Origin of the sequence: Parvibaculum sedimenti (assembly GCF_009184905.1) — a bacterium.
Lineage (GTDB): Bacteria > Pseudomonadota > Alphaproteobacteria > Parvibaculales > Parvibaculaceae > Parvibaculum > Parvibaculum sedimenti.
The window spans coordinates 155,383-170,112 of sequence record NZ_WESC01000003.1; the positions used below are offsets into that span (position 1 = coordinate 155,383).

General features: G+C 62.5%; 18 protein-coding genes and 1 pseudogene. 10 read left to right on the forward strand and 9 right to left on the reverse strand.

Annotation, left to right across the window (positions count from 1 at the left end; translation table 11 throughout):
- Positions 1-13: 13 nt before the first annotated feature.
- Both F2P47_RS04290 and F2P47_RS04295 read left to right on the forward strand, forming a co-directional pair.
- Positions 14-439 carry a DUF5330 domain-containing protein gene (locus tag F2P47_RS04290; protein ID WP_152214932.1) on the forward strand — a complete coding sequence of 142 codons (426 nt, stop codon included), beginning with the start codon at positions 14-16 and terminating at the stop codon, positions 437-439.
- A gap of 210 nt (positions 440-649) precedes the next feature.
- The gene (locus F2P47_RS04295) at positions 650-1,078 is read left to right on the forward strand and encodes a SufE family protein (RefSeq protein WP_152214933.1); all 429 of its coding nucleotides are present in this window, start codon (positions 650-652) and stop codon (positions 1,076-1,078) included.
- Here F2P47_RS04295 and F2P47_RS04300 read toward each other — a convergent pair.
- Complete coding sequence (locus F2P47_RS04300) at positions 1,069-1,863, reverse strand: DUF6456 domain-containing protein (RefSeq protein ID WP_152214934.1); 795 nt, start codon at positions 1,861-1,863, stop codon at positions 1,069-1,071. The two genes, F2P47_RS04295 and F2P47_RS04300, sit on opposite strands and share 10 nt — an antisense overlap.
- Positions 1,860-2,189, reverse strand: coding sequence for a helix-turn-helix domain-containing protein (locus tag F2P47_RS04305; RefSeq protein WP_152214935.1), 330 nt, complete (start codon positions 2,187-2,189; stop codon positions 1,860-1,862). The genes F2P47_RS04300 and F2P47_RS04305 overlap by 4 nt, the downstream gene beginning before the upstream one ends.
- 259 nt (positions 2,190-2,448) lie before the next feature.
- Between F2P47_RS04305 and F2P47_RS04310 the strand changes: the two genes are divergently transcribed.
- Positions 2,449-3,021, forward strand: coding sequence for a helix-turn-helix domain-containing protein (locus F2P47_RS04310; RefSeq protein ID WP_152214936.1), 573 nt, complete (start codon positions 2,449-2,451; stop codon positions 3,019-3,021).
- A gap of 27 nt (positions 3,022-3,048) precedes the next feature.
- On the opposite strand, the gene F2P47_RS04315 is transcribed toward F2P47_RS04310, so the two are convergent.
- From F2P47_RS04315 to F2P47_RS04325, 3 genes are all read right to left on the reverse strand, one after another.
- Positions 3,049-3,516, reverse strand: a complete 468-nt coding sequence (locus F2P47_RS04315) for a hypothetical protein (protein ID WP_152214937.1) — start codon at positions 3,514-3,516, stop codon at positions 3,049-3,051.
- Positions 3,517-3,543: 27 nt separating this feature from the next.
- Positions 3,544-4,086: a PAS domain-containing protein gene (locus tag F2P47_RS04320; protein WP_152214938.1), complete on the reverse strand. Its 543-nt coding sequence runs from the start codon at positions 4,084-4,086 to the stop codon at positions 3,544-3,546.
- 120 nt (positions 4,087-4,206) lie between these two features.
- Positions 4,207-4,635, reverse strand: a complete 429-nt coding sequence (locus F2P47_RS04325) for a Ros/MucR family transcriptional regulator (RefSeq protein WP_152214939.1) — start codon at positions 4,633-4,635, stop codon at positions 4,207-4,209.
- A 354-nt stretch (positions 4,636-4,989) separates the two neighbouring features.
- On the opposite strand from F2P47_RS04325, the gene F2P47_RS04330 reads away from it, so the two are divergent.
- Together F2P47_RS04330 and F2P47_RS04335 are read left to right on the forward strand one after the other, a co-directional pair.
- Positions 4,990-6,048 (forward strand): aromatic ring-hydroxylating oxygenase subunit alpha, encoded by a 1,059-nt coding sequence (locus F2P47_RS04330; RefSeq protein ID WP_204886509.1) that lies wholly within the window; start codon positions 4,990-4,992, stop codon positions 6,046-6,048.
- Positions 6,049-6,224: 176 nt separating this feature from the next.
- A complete protein-coding gene (locus F2P47_RS04335; RefSeq protein ID WP_246176735.1) occupies positions 6,225-7,022 on the forward strand; it encodes a helix-turn-helix domain-containing protein in 798 nt (265 codons plus the stop codon).
- Positions 7,023-7,030: 8 nt separating this feature from the next.
- On the opposite strand, the gene F2P47_RS04340 is transcribed toward F2P47_RS04335, so the two are convergent.
- Positions 7,031-8,143: a DUF2336 domain-containing protein gene (locus tag F2P47_RS04340; RefSeq protein WP_152214941.1), complete on the reverse strand. Its 1,113-nt coding sequence runs from the start codon at positions 8,141-8,143 to the stop codon at positions 7,031-7,033.
- A gap of 167 nt (positions 8,144-8,310) precedes the next feature.
- On the opposite strand from F2P47_RS04340, the gene F2P47_RS04345 reads away from it, so the two are divergent.
- Genes F2P47_RS04345 through F2P47_RS04355 form a run of 3 tightly spaced genes read left to right on the forward strand, consistent with a single transcriptional unit; the run spans position 8,311 to position 9,412 of the window.
- Positions 8,311-8,631, forward strand: a complete 321-nt coding sequence (locus F2P47_RS04345) for a hypothetical protein (protein WP_152214942.1) — start codon at positions 8,311-8,313, stop codon at positions 8,629-8,631.
- A gap of 56 nt (positions 8,632-8,687) precedes the next feature.
- Positions 8,688-8,963: a hypothetical protein gene (locus tag F2P47_RS04350; protein ID WP_152214943.1), complete on the forward strand. Its 276-nt coding sequence runs from the start codon at positions 8,688-8,690 to the stop codon at positions 8,961-8,963.
- A 35-nt stretch (positions 8,964-8,998) separates the two neighbouring features.
- Positions 8,999-9,412: a Rap1a family protein gene (locus tag F2P47_RS04355; protein ID WP_152214944.1), complete on the forward strand. Its 414-nt coding sequence runs from the start codon at positions 8,999-9,001 to the stop codon at positions 9,410-9,412.
- Positions 9,413-9,422: 10 nt separating this feature from the next.
- Here F2P47_RS04355 and F2P47_RS04360 read toward each other — a convergent pair whose 3' ends face one another.
- The gene (locus tag F2P47_RS04360; protein WP_152214945.1) at positions 9,423-10,544 is read right to left on the reverse strand and encodes a citrate synthase/methylcitrate synthase; all 1,122 of its coding nucleotides are present in this window, start codon (positions 10,542-10,544) and stop codon (positions 9,423-9,425) included.
- A gap of 111 nt (positions 10,545-10,655) precedes the next feature.
- Between F2P47_RS04360 and F2P47_RS04365 the strand changes: the two genes are divergently transcribed.
- Complete coding sequence (locus F2P47_RS04365) at positions 10,656-11,912, forward strand: citrate synthase family protein (RefSeq protein ID WP_152214946.1); 1,257 nt, start codon at positions 10,656-10,658, stop codon at positions 11,910-11,912.
- The gene (locus F2P47_RS04370; protein WP_152214947.1) at positions 11,909-12,586 is read left to right on the forward strand and encodes an NAD(P)H-binding protein; all 678 of its coding nucleotides are present in this window, start codon (positions 11,909-11,911) and stop codon (positions 12,584-12,586) included. Before F2P47_RS04365 ends, F2P47_RS04370 begins: the two co-directional genes overlap by 4 nt.
- Before the next feature lie 59 nt (positions 12,587-12,645).
- On the opposite strand, the gene F2P47_RS18020 is transcribed toward F2P47_RS04370, so the two are convergent.
- Together F2P47_RS18020 and F2P47_RS18025 are read right to left on the reverse strand one after the other, a co-directional pair.
- Positions 12,646-13,509, reverse strand: coding sequence for a DUF1302 family protein (locus tag F2P47_RS18020; protein ID WP_152214948.1), 864 nt, complete (start codon positions 13,507-13,509; stop codon positions 12,646-12,648).
- A 44-nt stretch (positions 13,510-13,553) separates the two neighbouring features.
- Positions 13,554-14,519: pseudogene (locus tag F2P47_RS18025) on the reverse strand (DUF1302 domain-containing protein); the annotation flags it as partial.
- Positions 14,520-14,730: the final 211 nt, after the last annotated feature.

The following is a 14,730-nucleotide window of genomic DNA, read 5'->3' on the forward strand; positions in this document are numbered from 1 at the left end:
AAAGGAATTGCCCATGTCGTTCATTCTCAGAGCCGCCTTCTGGCTGACGGTCCTCGCCTTCCTGCTGCCTGCCGCAGGTTACGAAAGCTCGGCGCGCGAGCCCGGAACGGATGGCCTCAGCGCCGCTACTTATGTCGAAGGCGGGCCCGCGCCCGAGGCAAAGCCTGACATCGACGCCGGCGAAATGCTGACGCTCGCCGCCCGCTCGGCGCAGGACATGATGGGCTTTTGCAGCCGTAACGCCGATGTCTGCGAACGCAGCCATGCCGTCGTCGCTCATGTCGCGCATCAGACCGCCTATTACGGCAGCAAGCTCTTTCTCTGGTTGACCGAAAAGGCCCATGAGCAGCAGGAACAGCCCGCCCAAAGCCCTGCCGACGCGGTCAACCTTCCGCCCACGCCGCGGCCCGTTCCCCCGGCGCACCTTGCGGGTGCTTGAGGACCGCCGGCCGGAAGCTTTGTCCTAAGCCTCTGGCCGGCCGAACGCTGCCCGGTTGGTTTGCCTACCCGCCGGGCGGCGTTCCCAGCAAGCGGCCCCTTTGGTCGCAAAGCTTGTGCATCCGCGCCATCGTCGCTATGTCCTGAGCAGAAATGGACGACGCGGCCCTCCCGGCTCCGGCTGGACAACGGCCCGAAATGGCAAAGCGGCATGAGCATTGAAGACCTGATCGCAGACTTTTCCTTCCTCGACGATTGGGAAGAGCGCTATCGCTATGTCATCGAGCTCGGTCGCGAACTCGCTCCCCTGAGCGCGGAGGAGCACTCGCCCGAAAACAAGGTGCAAGGCTGCGTGAGCCAGGTCTGGCTCGTCACCGAACCTCACGCCGAAGCGGATGGCCCGCATCTCGTATTCCGCGGCGACAGCGATGCCCATATCGTCCGTGGACTGATCGCCATCCTGCTCCGCATCTATTCCGGCAAGACGCCCGCCGAGATCCTCGCCATCGATGCGAAGGAAATAATGGCGAAACTCGGCCTCAACGAGCATCTGAGCCCGCAGCGGTCGAATGGCCTTTATTCCATGGTTGGTCGCATCCAGCGCGACGCCCGCGCCGTTTCCGCCGCCGCTCACGGCTGACGCCCATTTTCTTCGTCCAGCCCGTAATGCATGGCGAGGCGATCGAGCGCGATCTGCAGCACGACCTTGGCCGACCGTCGTGGCCAGCCAAAATCCTGTTCCGCCGCTTCAAGTCCCTGCAAATGGCAGCAAACCGCCAGCGCCAGGTCGGAAAGCTTCGGCCCGACGGCCCTGAGCGCCCGGGCCAGCCGCTCGCGAGCAGCGAGCGCCCGGTCGGTCACATCGGATGGATCGCGGGGCCTGCGTCCGCCGCTATCCGCCGTCATCGCCGCCGACCAGTCGGTGGTAAGCCGTGGCGTCATGGACGACAGCGTGAAATCGCGGCGCAACCGTTCTCCCGCCTCGAACTGGGTTGACGAAACGAGCGGTTGCCCATCCGCCCCCTTTCGCCGCCTGAGCCACCCGAGCGGAGACTCGCCCTCGTTGAAATCGACTGCGACATCGCCGACCTGCTTCACCGTGGAAAGCTGGTGCTGGGCGCGGAACGGATCGGCGCCAGCGCCAAGGCGCCGCCAATAGGCCAACCCCGCGGAGCTCGGCCGCCAACGCGCCTCACTGGCAAGCTCTACGAAATCGCGCCGCTCGATTGCCCGCCAGGCAGGCGCCTCGATCCGCGCGATGGGCGCGTGCCAGCGATTACGTGCGACGAAAAGGCCATAACCTCCATCCGGCATCGGCGCGACATAGGCCTCGCCTTCGCTCAACCGGGGAAAGAGCCGCCGAACCTCGCGCTCGATTTCCCGCTCCGCAACCAACGCCCGAGGTTCTTGCGCCGCGGCCATCATTGCATGCGCTCCGTTACCGGCATGGCGCGAACCGCTCGTTCGAGCCGATCTAGAAGCATGTCAAAATCCTGATCGTCGCGGCGATCCTCCATCTGCCGGCAGGCATGGGCTGCCGTCGTCCGGTCCCTGCCGAAGTGAAGTCCGACTTCCGAGAGATTGAGCCCGAAGGCGACATGGACGAGATACATCGCGATCTGCCGCGCCAGCGCCACCCGGGCCTTGCGGCGAGTGGCCGCCCGAAGCTCGCCCACCGGTATGTTGAAGGCCTGCGCGATGATCTCCTGTGTCAACGCCACCTGCGCCGCCCAGGCGACATCCCTGCTCATGCGCGCCTTGATGGCCAGCGGTCGTCGGGCCAGATGCCCCCCAAAATCCGGGAGAACCGCCTTTCTCACCAGATTGAACCTGCTTGTATGACCCACACTCACAAATTGCATGTCGTCCCCTCCTGGGCAGTTGACGCAAAGTTAACGGAACATTACGAGAACCCCTCGTATACTCACATGGTAAAATTACGGATTCAGTATAGAGCGGGGATAAGTTTGCGTAATTTTTCGACGCATTTCGAAACGACAGGAGGACGGAGTGACCCAAACAAGAATCCGCCACTTCCGAAGATTGAGAGGCATGACGCAGTCGGAATTGGCTCATCGCATCGGGACGACGGCTGCAACCGTCTCCCGGCTCGAAACTTCCGACATGACCGTTTCGATGGACTGGCTGGCGAAATTCGCCGACGCGCTGGATGTGCAGGTCGCGGACCTGATCTCCACGCCGCCGCGCGCCGCCTCCATTCCCTGCATCGGTCAGATCGGCCGCGACGGGCATTTTGAAAGCGTCCTGCCTGCGGGCGATGAAACGCTGACGCTTGAATCTCCAGCACGAAATCCGGTCGCGCTGCGCATTCGCGCCAATATCGGTCTTTATTGCGCGGGCGACGTGGTGATCGCCGATCGGCTGTCGCCGGAACATGCCGCGCGCGCACTCGGCCGCGATTGCATCGTCGAGGTAGACGGAGAAGAGAGCGGTTTCGGCCGCTTCATTTCTTCAGTAGACGGAGATTATTTTCTGGTGCCGCCGCAATCGGGCGCACAGGCGCGTTCGCTGCCACGATCGGGATGGGTCGCCCCGGTCGTCATGCTCATTCGCTATCTCTGAGAAATTTGGGCGATCGCCCGCCAGCAATCAGCGATTGCCGCAGACGACCTTCACGCTCTCCGCGCCGCCTGCGGCGCCGCCACAATCCATGCCCGGAAAGCACATGGCCTGCGGAACATCGGTGAAGACGAAGGCGATATAGGCGTCGCCCTTGTTCTTCTCGATCGTGCCGTTGAGCTCGAAACGCTTCGTCTCGCCGGACTTCAACGTCACCGCGTCGCCCACGGCGGGCTCGGACAGCGGGATATAATGCTCGCCGTCGAAGGTGAGTTTGGCCGCGCCTCCGGCGTTCACTTCACACCAGGCCGCGAGTTCGGAGGATGTGTCGCGCGGCGCGATCACCTTGAATTCGGCCGATTGCCCTTTTGAGATCGTCTTGTCGCCTTCCTCGATCCGCGCCCCCTCGGCATGGGCGGCGGAAAGACCTGCCGCACTCAGCAGGACCAATCCGGCGAGAAACGTTGGCAGACGGCGGGTTTCAGCAAAGACGAACATGGTCTGGCTCCGGTAGCGATGCCCAATTCAGGCTATGCGGAGATTGGCCCGGTTCGCCAGCGCATGTGCCTTTTCCGACTGCAGGAAGGCATCATGGCCCAGCACCATGACAATGCGGCCCTCGCCATCGACGAGAGGCAGGCGCAGCCAGAACTGGAAGATATGCGGTTGCCGCCACGGCGTCAGCGGAACCACGCCCTGCGCAGGCCGCCCTCCTTCCGCAACTTCGCGGTAGGCCGCATCCCAATAAAGACGCTGGTCGCCGAGGTCGAACTCGTCGAGGCAGCGCCCCGTCATTTCGATACCGAGATAATCGCGCAGGCGCGTTCCCGCCAACCGGACGCGGAGCTTCGGCGTGCCGCCGACCGGGCCTCCATCGAGAATATCGAGAAGGCTGATGCAGGGCAGCAGCGCCTTGATCTCACCGGGCTGAATATCCGCCCGCATCGGATAGCCAGATGCGCCGCGCTTCGACCGCCAATAGTCGAAAAGCTCCTGCTGCTCGGGAATAATGAGCTGTGCGCGGATAGCCTGTTCGGCGGCGGTCAGAATGGACGTGTCCCCCAGCATGGCAGGCGACCATTGGCAGCCTGCGAATCACGTTAACGATGATGAATCCCGCCGCGAGCCTTGGCAAGGCGCATGGCGGCATCGGGAAGCACACAGAAAACGAAAAAGCTCGAAGCGCAGTTATCTGACTGCGGCGCGGCGACCCGTGCGGCGGCGGCCCTTCTGGCCGAGCCCCATCTTCTTCGCGAGCTTGGAGCGCGCCTGCGCATAGTTCGGCGCCACCATCGGATAGTCGCGAGGCAGCCCCCACTTCTCGCGATATTCTTCCGGGCTCAAATTGTAATGCGTCCGCAGATGCCGCTTCAGCGACTTGAACTTCTTGCCGTCCTCGAGACAGACAAGATAGTCCGGCGTAATCGACTTGCGCGCCGACACTGCCGGCTCCGGCCGTTCCGCCTGCGCGGAAGCTGCTCCGCTTTCCGCCTGCGCCAATGCCGCATAGACCTTATGAATTAGGCCCGAAATATCCTCGGCCAGCACTTCGTTATTGCCCACATAGGCGGAAACGATCTCCGCCGTCATGCCGATCAACCCCGCCTTTTCGCTCATATCGCCCCCGATATTCCCACGCCCTGCTGCGCAACCAAACCGACATCAAGTCAAGGGTAAAAAACGACGGCGTATTTATATCAATTCGTATTGAAAGCGCAATGCCAGCAGAATTCACAATGAATACAGTGTTTTAAACGATCTAATATTCAGCAAGTGAACCCAAGACGAAATTGGCGGATACAGGGACGGTCCACAGTCGACAACACGGCTCATCGCCATTGCCCTCGATCTATGCGACAAAAATGTGTCGGTGCTGTCGCCGCCCCGCCCTGCGACGTATGAACGCTTGGCCGAATGGCCCGCCCCCGCGCATTATGCGGGCACCTTTACGCGCATGACCTGGAGATTGGTTTGTTCCTGAAAGACATCTGGTATTTCGGCGCCCCCGGCGAAACGCTCGCCCCCGGCGCCATGATCCACAAGGTGCTGCTGGGCGAGCCGATCCTCATCGGGCGCGACGAGGCGGGCGAGCCGTTTGCGCTGCGCGACATCTGCCCCCATCGCGGCGTGCCCCTATCCGCCGGCAAGCTCTATGACGCCAAGTCGAGCGGCTGCGGACACACCGCCGTCGAATGCCCCTATCACGGCTGGAAATTCGGCACCGATGGCCATTGCGCCGAAATTCCCTCACTCGTCCCCGGTCAGGATATCGAAGTCTCGCGCATCCGCGTTCGCCACTATCCGGTGCGCGAGGTCCAGGGCAATATCTGGATCTATATCGCCGACGACAAACGCGCCGACCTCGCGCCTGCGGGCGAGCCGCCGCTGATGCCCGGCTTCGATGCCGACCAGAGGCCCAACATCCGCGAGAAGATGACGTTCTCCTGTCATATCGATCATGCGGTCATCGGTCTGATGGATCCTGCCCACGGTCCCTTCGTTCATCGCAGCTGGTATTGGCGGACGCAGAAGTCGATCCATGAAAAGGCGAAGGCCTTCGCGCCGGCGGAACTCGGCTTCGCGATGGTCGAGCATGCGCCGTCGAGCAATTCATTTGCCTACAAAATTCTGGGTGGCGCGCCGCGCACGGAAATCTCCTTCCGCCTGCCCGGCATCCGCATCGAGCGCATCACCGCCGGACGCCACCGCGTCACCGGCCTGACCTGCGTCACTCCCGTCGATGAAAAGACGACGGAGATTACGCAATCCTTCTATTGGACCATGCCGCTCCTCACGATGCTGAAACCCGTTCTGCGTCCCTTCATGCGCGCTTTCCTCGATCAGGACCGCGCCATGGTGGACCTTCAGCAGGAAGGCCTGCGCTTCGATCCGCGTCTCATGCTCATCAACGACTCGGACGTGCAGGCGAAGTGGTATCACCGCCTGAAGACCGAATGGCAGGAAGCGGGGGAGCAGGGCCGCCCCTTCGAAAATCCCGTAAAGCCAACGACGCTCCGCTGGCGGAGCTGATCGCGCCCGCACCCCGCGCGCTTGATGGACTTTCCGTGCGGCCTATGTTTCGATCTTCGGCATCACCCGGCCTGCGGATTCCGCACCATGGATGCCGAGAATCGGATATCTGACGATGACCCCGCGCGGAAGCCGACTTCGGCTGGTGGGGCAGACGACGAGCGGAGCGGAATTTCGTGAGCGATCAGACATCCAGAAGCGAATCCGACGACAAGCCCCATCAGCGCGTGATGGGGCCCGACGGCGCACCGCTCTACGTTCTCGTTCCCGTTGCCGAATATGAAACGCTGACGCGCGTGACCGACGCCGCGAGCGAGCTTTCCCAAGCCCGCGCCGCGCTGACCGAACGTCTCGGCGGCGCGCCCGCGAAAGTCGCGCACCGGATCGCGGATGGCGAAAATCCGGTTCGCGTCTGGCGTGAGTTTCGGGGACTGAAAGCCGTGGCACTCGCCCGCGCCGCAGGCATGAGCCCCGCCTATCTTTCCGAAATCGAAACCGGCAAGAAGGATGGCACCTTCCGCACCATGGCCGCGATCGCCCGCGTTCTCGATGTCTCGCTCGACGATCTCGCGCCGCCTGCCGACGAAGGCGAGAAGCGGCTGCGCGAACGCAATGCGCTGATCGACGGCGTGCGGGCGCAGGTTCGCCTGCTCGTCGGTCTGGTGAACGGTTCGATGGATTTCAACACCGCCGCCGTGCGCCGCACGGTGACGACACTCGCTGCCGACGCGGTTGCGCTCAAGGCGCAGGGCAGCAATCCCGATGGCTGGCTCGACGGCGTTCTGGCAGGTGCGCGGGAAGTTCTCGATCTCGTCGATCAGGCCGAAGGCGACATCATCGCCACGGCCGAGAAAGCGCAGCGCGCCCTCGAGACCATCGTCAGCAAACCCATCTTCCAGCCTCCGGCAACTGCAGCGACGCTTGATCTCGCTGCGACGGAGAAGGCAGGCATCGCGGTTTCAGCAGCCGAATAGGCGCCCTGCTACTCGGTGGGCAGGACGATCTGCGCATCGCCCGAAATCGACCAGTCCCAGGAATGAAGCACGAGATCGGCGCGGTCGATAGAGATCGCATCGAAAACCTTGACGATGCGCTCGACGTCACCGCGCGAGGGAATGGCACCGCCGCGAATGCTCGCGGCATGGACCATGAGATCGCCGAACTCGCCGCGCGTGAAGCCAACGGCCTTGGCGAAAACCGCGAGCGGTTCGCCACCCGTGTCGTTGACGATGCGGAACGCCGTTTCGGTCCGAATACGGCCCGCTTCGGCCAGTGCGCCGACAAATTCCTCGCTCTGCCCGCTGCCGGCGAAACTGGCCAGCTGCCCGAGATGCGACTTTGACGCCGATCTCGGCGGACGCACAAGCGACAGGACGACGCGCAACGCTTCGTCGGTGTCCGCCGCCTCCATGCCGGTTTCAAGCACATCGTCGAGCGCGACATGCATCATGCGCCGCTCCACGGTGAAGCGCGCAAGGATCTCGCTTCTGACCTGCGAAGGGCTCCACCAGAACATGAGAAGCGCCTGCCGCGTATTGAGTTCTGACCGCGCGAGCAATAGCGGCACGAATTCCGGTTCGCTGGAACTCCGCCGCGCCAGCGTCTCCACCGCACGGGAGGAGAGCAGCGCACCCTTGTTCGCGAGCATCCGGCAGATGGTCTCTGCATTGCCATGATCGACCAGCGCATCGACGACAACGGGCGGGAGCGAGCGCCTGCCCGCAATCGCAAGCGCATGATCGCGTCCGGCGTCACGCACGATATCGGCAAGATCGGTGGCGCCGAGGCTCACGGATTGCGCAAGAATGGGTTCGGCGACGGAGAAGGCATCGCGCGCAAGCGTCAGGGTCAATTCGCGCGGGCCTTCCGGTAACGGCGCGATGCGTTCGGCAAGCCGCCTGCGCACTCCTTCGTCGAGGCGAGAAACCGCCGTCGCCATCACCATGTCGACAAGGCCGCGTTCCTGCGTGGTAATATGGCTTGGAGGCAGAACGGCGAGATCCGCAAGCCGCCTCAGCAGCAAATCGCGCTCATGGGCGGTTGACGACGCGGATGCGCCGAAACTCATATTGCCCGGTATTGCGATCGAAGCCATGGTCGCCACTTGTCAGCCGCCGGAGGCACTTCCCTCCCGCAAAGCCCCATCTGAGCATCATGCCTGTTAAAAGGTCGTAAACTATAAAGCTAATAAGCGCCCAGGCTTGCGGGCAGAAGCTGCTCCGCTATGCTTCGCCGCGAAATGACAAGAGCCGGAATGGAATTATGACAAGGAATATCCGAAAAACCGCCCTGCTCGGCCTCGTGCTTGGCCTCGCCCTCTCCGGCTGTGGCACTTTCGGCGACGATCAGTCGGATGACCCGAACTACCCGACGGGCTATTCCGCCGGCTGCGGCACCGGCACGGGCTATATTCCCGGCAATTCCTCGACCGTCATCCGGGATCCGGACATGTGGCGCACGAGCAAGGCCTATCGCGCCGGATGGAAGAAGGGCTTCAATGCCTGCCGCACCAGCACGGCGGCATCCCCAAGCGCCGGCAGCGAATATGGCCGCGGCCGAAGCAACGGTCCAAGTGGCTACTGAACAAAAAGGCCGCCAGTGAAAAGGCAGCCATTGAACGACAGAGCGGAGACGTCCCGATGCGCATCATCCTTGGTCTGATTATCGTGCTACTCATCGCAGCCATCGGAACTCCGCTCGTCCGTTACGGGACGCTTGACCCCTGCCGCATCCTGGCCAAGGACCTCGCGCGAGAGAGCTATTCGAAGGTGGCGAAGGCCATGGGCGTCGAACCCGGAGAAACGCCGGAAGCCGCCGAGAGCCTCGCCCGCGCCATGACCAGCCAATATTCGGAAGGCGAATGCGTGTCGCGGCTCAAGGACCGCTGGTTCGGCGTCGAAAAGCCCGCCGAGTAAACGCTGGACGACACAAGCGCGGGGAGGCCGAAGCCATGCGTTCAACCGCAATAGCCGCGCTTCTTTTCGCGCTTGCCACCTCATTGGTCGCGTCCCCGGCCCAGGCCGGAAGCCGCATATCGACCGGACGCGATCTCGTCACGGCCTGCCAGGCGCTTGCCGAATACCGGCTGAACCCGCAAGGCCCGACGCCGCGCCCCGCCCTTCTTTGCCGCAAATACATAGCGGGCTATTTCGCCTCGACCCACTATGTCCGCAGCGCCGGCGATACAAAGGAAGCGCTGGACCTGCCGCGCTCGGCTGATGAATGCGCGAATATCGACGGACCACAATCCTACGACCAGCTCGCCTCGCGCATCGTGCGCCAGGCCGAATGGCAGCCCGCGCTGCTCGACAGACCTGCCATCGAGCTTGCGCGCGCCGCCTTCGGTTCGAAGCCGCCTTGCTGAAAGAGCGACTTCACGCAGCCTTGTCGTCGGGCCAACGGCCGACATAGCGCGACTGTGGCCGGATGAGCCTGCCGACGCGCTCCTGCTCGATCACATGAGCGCTCCAGCCCGCGACGCGCGACATGCCGAACACGGCGGTGACGGCGACGCGCGGAATGCCCAGCGCCTCGAGCAGGACGGCGGTGTAGTACTCCATATTGGTGTCGAGCCGCTGATTGGGCTTCGCGGCCTTCAACGCCGCAAGTGCTGCCGTCTCGACATCGCGGGCAAAGCGCACACGCTCATTGCCATTGGTGAGCAGCATCACCGCCTTGTTGAAGACATCGGCGCGGGGATCGCGCACCTTGTAGACACGATGGCCAAAGCCCATCAACCGCTCGCCCTTCGCAATCTCCCGGACAAGCCACGCGTCGATGTTTTCGCGCGTACCGATATCATCCAGCATGTCGAGCACATGGCCCGGCGCGCCGCCATGAAGCGGCCCCTTCAACGCGCAGAAGGCGCCGACAACAGCCGAGATCATGCCTGCCCGCGTCGAGGCGATCACACGCGCCGTGAAGGTCGAGGCATTCATGCCATGATCAGTGACGGTAACGAGATAGGCATTGAGCGCTCTTACCTCCGCTTCACTCGCGGGCGCGCCCCTCAGCATGCGGATGAAATCGGCGGCGTGGCCCACCTCCGCGTCCGGCGCGATGGCGTCCTTGCCTTCGTCCCGGCGGCACAGCGCGGCGATGAAGACAGGCGCGCTGCCAACCGTCCTGATATGCGCCGCGAGATCTCCCTCGTCCGAAAGCAGCGAGAACCCCGTCCTCAACCCCTCGGTCACGCTGAGCCCCCTGGTCGCTGCCAGAAGCGCCGGAACAAGCCGGAAGGCCTCCATGCGCGCCCGGCCGAGATCGCGGCGGACATCGTCGCCGGAGGGTGCAGGCTCAAGCCCCGCCACCCGCCAGAGCAACGCGACCGCGCCCTCGAAGTCGTAAGCCGCAACCAGATCCTCGACATCGTGACCGGCGATGATGAGCCGCCCGGCTTCGCCGTCGACATGGCTCAAGGGAGTCTCGGCGGCGACCACATTGTCGAGGCCGAAGGCGCTCGCCTTGCTCACATCTGAAAAATGACCATTGGACATCTCACACCTCATTTCCGCAGACCCATGAGCGGGCCTCATGCGTCAAAGGTGTTGCGCCGCACAAATATCGTCAATCTTGATTAAGCTAATCAATCTATATAAAAACAACACATGCCAAAAGCCGCTCCACCGCCCGAAAACCTCTACCTCTCCGCAAAGGAGGCCGCCGCCGAACTCGGCGTCAGCCTGGCGACCCTCTACGCCTATGTAAGCCGCGACATGATCCGATCGGAGCCGGTGCCCGACAGCCGGGCCAAGCGATACCGGGCCGAGGATGTGCGGGCGCTGAAACAGCGCCGCGTCGCGGGCAGCGGCCCGACCTCACCCCAATTCGAAGGCGGACGGGACGCGCTCACGGCCGCGCTCAATTACGGCGGCGCGCCGGTCCTCGACTCCGCGATCACCCTCATTGCCGACGGCAAGCTCCATTACCGCGGCTCGAACGCAATGGCGCTTGCCCGCAGCTCGAGCCTCGAGCAGGTGGCCGCCCTGCTTTGGGGTTGCCGCGACGTGCAGCCCTTCACCCGCGATGCCGTGCCGCACATGACGCCGCTGCTTGAAAAGTTGGCGGCCGACCTTTCCGACGCGCCCCGCATCGAGCGATGCCTCTCGCTGCTGCCTCTCGCGGGGCTCGACGATCCATCCGTCTACAACATGACGGATCGGGGCCTTGCCGCCACCGGCGCGCGGCTCCTGCGCTTCGTCGCCTCAGTCATTGCTGGCGTCGCGCCTTCCGCCGATCCGGTGCACGAAGTCCTTGCCCGTTCGCTCACCTTTGGCGACCGCCGCGCAGCGGAGCTGATCCGCGCCGCTCTGGTCCTCTGCGCCGACCACGAGCTCAACGCCTCCGCCTTCACCGTGCGCTGCGTCGCGGGCACGGGCGCCACGCTTTACGCCGCCGTGCAGGCGGGCATATGCGCCGCGCAAGGCCCGCGCCACGGCGCCTTCACCAGCCGCGTTGAAAGCTTCCTCACCGACATCGCCCATCGCCAGGACATTGAAGACGCGGTTCTGAACCGACTGCGCAATGGCGACCTGGTACCGGGCTTCGGTCATCCGCTCTATCCGGATGGCGACCCCCGCGCGTCGACTCTGCTCGATCTCATGCGCGCCAATCACGGAGACGACCCGGCCTTCCTCCGCGTTCAACGCATTGTCAACGTCATGGCGGAGGCGGGTGGCGTCCACCCGAATATCGACTTCGCAGTCGGCGCACTCAGTGTCACACTGAGAATGATGCCAGGAACAGGCCTTGCAATCTTCGTCCTTGGCCGCACGGCGGGCTGGATCGGCCATGCGATCGAACAATATCGTTCAGGCCAGATGATCAGGCCACGCGCCCGCTACACGGGAGAAGCGCCAAAATGACCAAGACGGCTCTCCTTGCCGGCGCCACCGGCCTCGTCGGCGGCATCCTGCTGAAGCGCCTGCTCGATGCCCCCGCCTATGACCGCGTGATCGCGGTCACCCGGCGCAGCCTCGGCTTCTCGCATCCGAAGCTCACCGAGATCGTCACCGATTTCGACACGCTGGAACTCGCCCTCGCAAAATCCGCCGTCCATGCCGACGACGCCTTCTGCGCATTGGGCACAACAATCAGAAAAGCCGGCAGCCAGCCCGCCTTCCACCGCGTCGATTTCGATTATGTTGTGAATTTCGCCCGCGCTGCGAAGGCGTCCGGCGCGACACGCTTTCTCCTCGTCTCAGCCATCGGCGCGAGCGCAGGTTCGACGATTTTCTATTCGCGCGTGAAAGGCGAGGCGGAAGAAGCGGCGAGCGCGCTCGGCTTCGAGGCAACACATATCTTCCGGCCCGGCCTCATCCTCGGCGACCGCGCCGAGCGCCGCCCCGCCGAAGCCGCCATGATGGCCGCAATGCCATTGCTCAATCCGCTGCTCATCGGCCCCACGAAGATCTATCGCGGCATTCCTGCTGACACGATAGCAGCGGCCATGATTGCAGCCGCAGCCACGTCGACCACGGGACGTATTATCCACACCTATGCGTCGATGAGCGCCCTCACCACTGACAGAGAGCATTGAGCTTGCGGGAAGCGCCCGGCAGCATCTCTGCAGCCGGGGTCCCAGCCAGTCTCGACGTATCAGAACGAATAAGACAGGCTAACCGCAGCAAAGTCGCGATCGGTCAGGCTGTTGTACCAGCCACCACCGAAGTAGTTGGTGTAGCTCAATGATCCGGTCCATTGCTGATAGGTGCCATTGAGCCCGACGGTCGCCGTCTTCATGCCCTTGGAATAGCCGGCGGTGTTCGGTCCGGGCGATCGCCCCTGAATACCATCCGAGAACTGAAGAACGGGCGACAGGGTAATGGGTAGACCCCAAGGATTGTTGTAGGTCGCGGATAGCAGCGTCGTAAACCCCCATGACCAGTCAGTGGCATAGACGCCGTTCTGGTTTGCATTTCCGTAGTAGTCGGGCGTGATGTAGTAGGCCGCATAGTAGTTGCGGAGGCCTCCATTGGACCCGCTGTAGCTCAACGGATAGAGCCCTGCATCTTTCGCATAGACGAACCCGGGATTGAAAACGAAGGTGGCGCTATCCGAATGAATGAGCTTCGGTAGCGGGTCGCTACCATTGAACACCGTGATCGTTGTGATCTGCCCCTGCCAGGTGTCGAGGTCCACATGTGTCACCGAAGATTGACCCGGCGCTGCTCCAGCCAGACGGCTCCAGCGCGTGTAAGCGCCTCCCGTCAGATAGGGCGTCGCGCCCGTTCCGTCCGCGATCGATGCAAGCTGTTCGTAGAAGTCGGTCGCCAAGGGCATGTCAGGCGTAAAGCTCGCTTCCCCCGACAGCGCTGTTCCGCCGACGGTCGTGTTGAAGCTCGCGCCCATCGCATTAATCTTGTCAGGAAATTCATAGTAATATTTGACCTTATTCGCCCCGACGACATATGCCGTTCCAACTTGCGTCGCATTCGCGCAGGCGTGCCCATAAAGCGCCACACATGTCTCGGCAAAGGTCGAAGAGCCGGAGAGCCGGAGATGACGCCGATATAGGGCAGCTTGCTCGTGTAGCGGACGAAATAGAGCGCCGTGTCCGTTCCGTCGCCGAGACCGGCAAAGTAATTGCGGAGAGCAAATCCGAACTGATCCGTGTCGCTCCCGCGCTTATCGGCCGTTCGATAAATATGAATGATGGCGTCCGAATCGTTCGTTCCACCACTATTTAGCGAGATCGATCCCGCGCCCGTGATATCGCTGGTCGAGAAGTAAGAGCCGGATGGATCGACCTCCGTCTCGGCATGACCAAACTGCCAGAACGCTTCGGTACTGAGTGTATCGGTGATCTGAAGCGAGCCGAAGACCATTGGCATCGGCGTAATGATGTCCTTGAGTTCGGCACCCGGACGGCGCGCCGCACTGACATCTATCGCCTGATAGGCGTTGATACCGCCGCGCTGGAATGTGCTTTCGCCCCAGTTCACGACCTGCTTGCCGAAGCGCAGGGCTGCGGAATGTCCCCCTACCTCGAAGTTCGAATAGGCAAAGGCGTCGAGAATCCCAACACCATAATCAAGCCGCTGCTTGGCGTCGTGATTGAGGTCTCGCCACTGAAGATCGTCTTGGGCATAGACAGCGTCATAATAAAGGCGCGGCCTCAGAAAGATTCCTGAATTCTGCCATTTGACGTTGACATCCGAGACGGATTTCACGGTCGCGCCCGTTAGATCCCAACGATCGAAGTTGAGGTTGCCGTCGTCGGTGTTGAGTCCGCCGGCATTCACGCCGGAAGGACACCCTCCATCGCCCTTCGCGACGTGACTGCAATCTCTGTTTGATACGCGCGTTGAAACTCCAAGGCTAACCGTAGTGTCGATGCTGACGCTGATCTCGCCAAAGGTAAATTCGTCGGCATACGCAGCACCCGCGGTCGACATCAGGAAAAGAAAGGCAAGCAGCAACGCACGGCTGCCCAATCGAGGTACGGTTGTCGTGAGAACGGGAAAATTCATTATGCCCTCCCCAGGGAATATTGATTTTAAACAGCCACAGAATTACGGCCGACCTTTCGGGCCGGCCGCTAGGTGTCGAGGGATGCTGACCTAGCGAGAGGAGTCGCCGGTCAATTCTTGTTGTGACTGCGTCAAGTTAGCGGTTGAGTCGACAGTCACCACAAGAAGAGTTTCACTTTTTTAAATATTGGACAATTATGTTTAAATAGTA

Coding starts and splice junctions, on each gene's coding strand:
- F2P47_RS04290 (WP_152214932.1), top strand. CDS start 14: ATGTCGTTCATTCTCAGAGCCGCCTTCTGGCTGACGGTCCTCGCCTTC.
- F2P47_RS04295 (WP_152214933.1), top strand. CDS start 650: ATGAGCATTGAAGACCTGATCGCAGACTTTTCCTTCCTCGACGATTGG.
- F2P47_RS04300 (WP_152214934.1), bottom strand. CDS start 1,863: ATGATGGCCGCGGCGCAAGAACCTCGGGCGTTGGTTGCGGAGCGGGAA.
- F2P47_RS04305 (WP_152214935.1), bottom strand. CDS start 2,189: ATGAGCAGGGATGTCGCCTGGGCGGCGCAGGTGGCGTTGACACAGGAG.
- F2P47_RS04315 (WP_152214937.1), bottom strand. CDS start 3,516: ATGTTCGTCTTTGCTGAAACCCGCCGTCTGCCAACGTTTCTCGCCGGA.
- F2P47_RS04320 (WP_152214938.1), bottom strand. CDS start 4,086: ATGCTGGGGGACACGTCCATTCTGACCGCCGCCGAACAGGCTATCCGC.
- F2P47_RS04325 (WP_152214939.1), bottom strand. CDS start 4,635: ATGAGCGAAAAGGCGGGGTTGATCGGCATGACGGCGGAGATCGTTTCC.
- F2P47_RS04340 (WP_152214941.1), bottom strand. CDS start 8,143: ATGGCTTCGATCGCAATACCGGGCAATATGAGTTTCGGCGCATCCGCG.
- F2P47_RS04345 (WP_152214942.1), top strand. CDS start 8,311: ATGACAAGGAATATCCGAAAAACCGCCCTGCTCGGCCTCGTGCTTGGC.
- F2P47_RS04350 (WP_152214943.1), top strand. CDS start 8,688: ATGCGCATCATCCTTGGTCTGATTATCGTGCTACTCATCGCAGCCATC.
- F2P47_RS04355 (WP_152214944.1), top strand. CDS start 8,999: ATGCGTTCAACCGCAATAGCCGCGCTTCTTTTCGCGCTTGCCACCTCA.
- F2P47_RS04360 (WP_152214945.1), bottom strand. CDS start 10,544: ATGTCCAATGGTCATTTTTCAGATGTGAGCAAGGCGAGCGCCTTCGGC.
- F2P47_RS04365 (WP_152214946.1), top strand. CDS start 10,656: ATGCCAAAAGCCGCTCCACCGCCCGAAAACCTCTACCTCTCCGCAAAG.
- F2P47_RS04370 (WP_152214947.1), top strand. CDS start 11,909: ATGACCAAGACGGCTCTCCTTGCCGGCGCCACCGGCCTCGTCGGCGGC.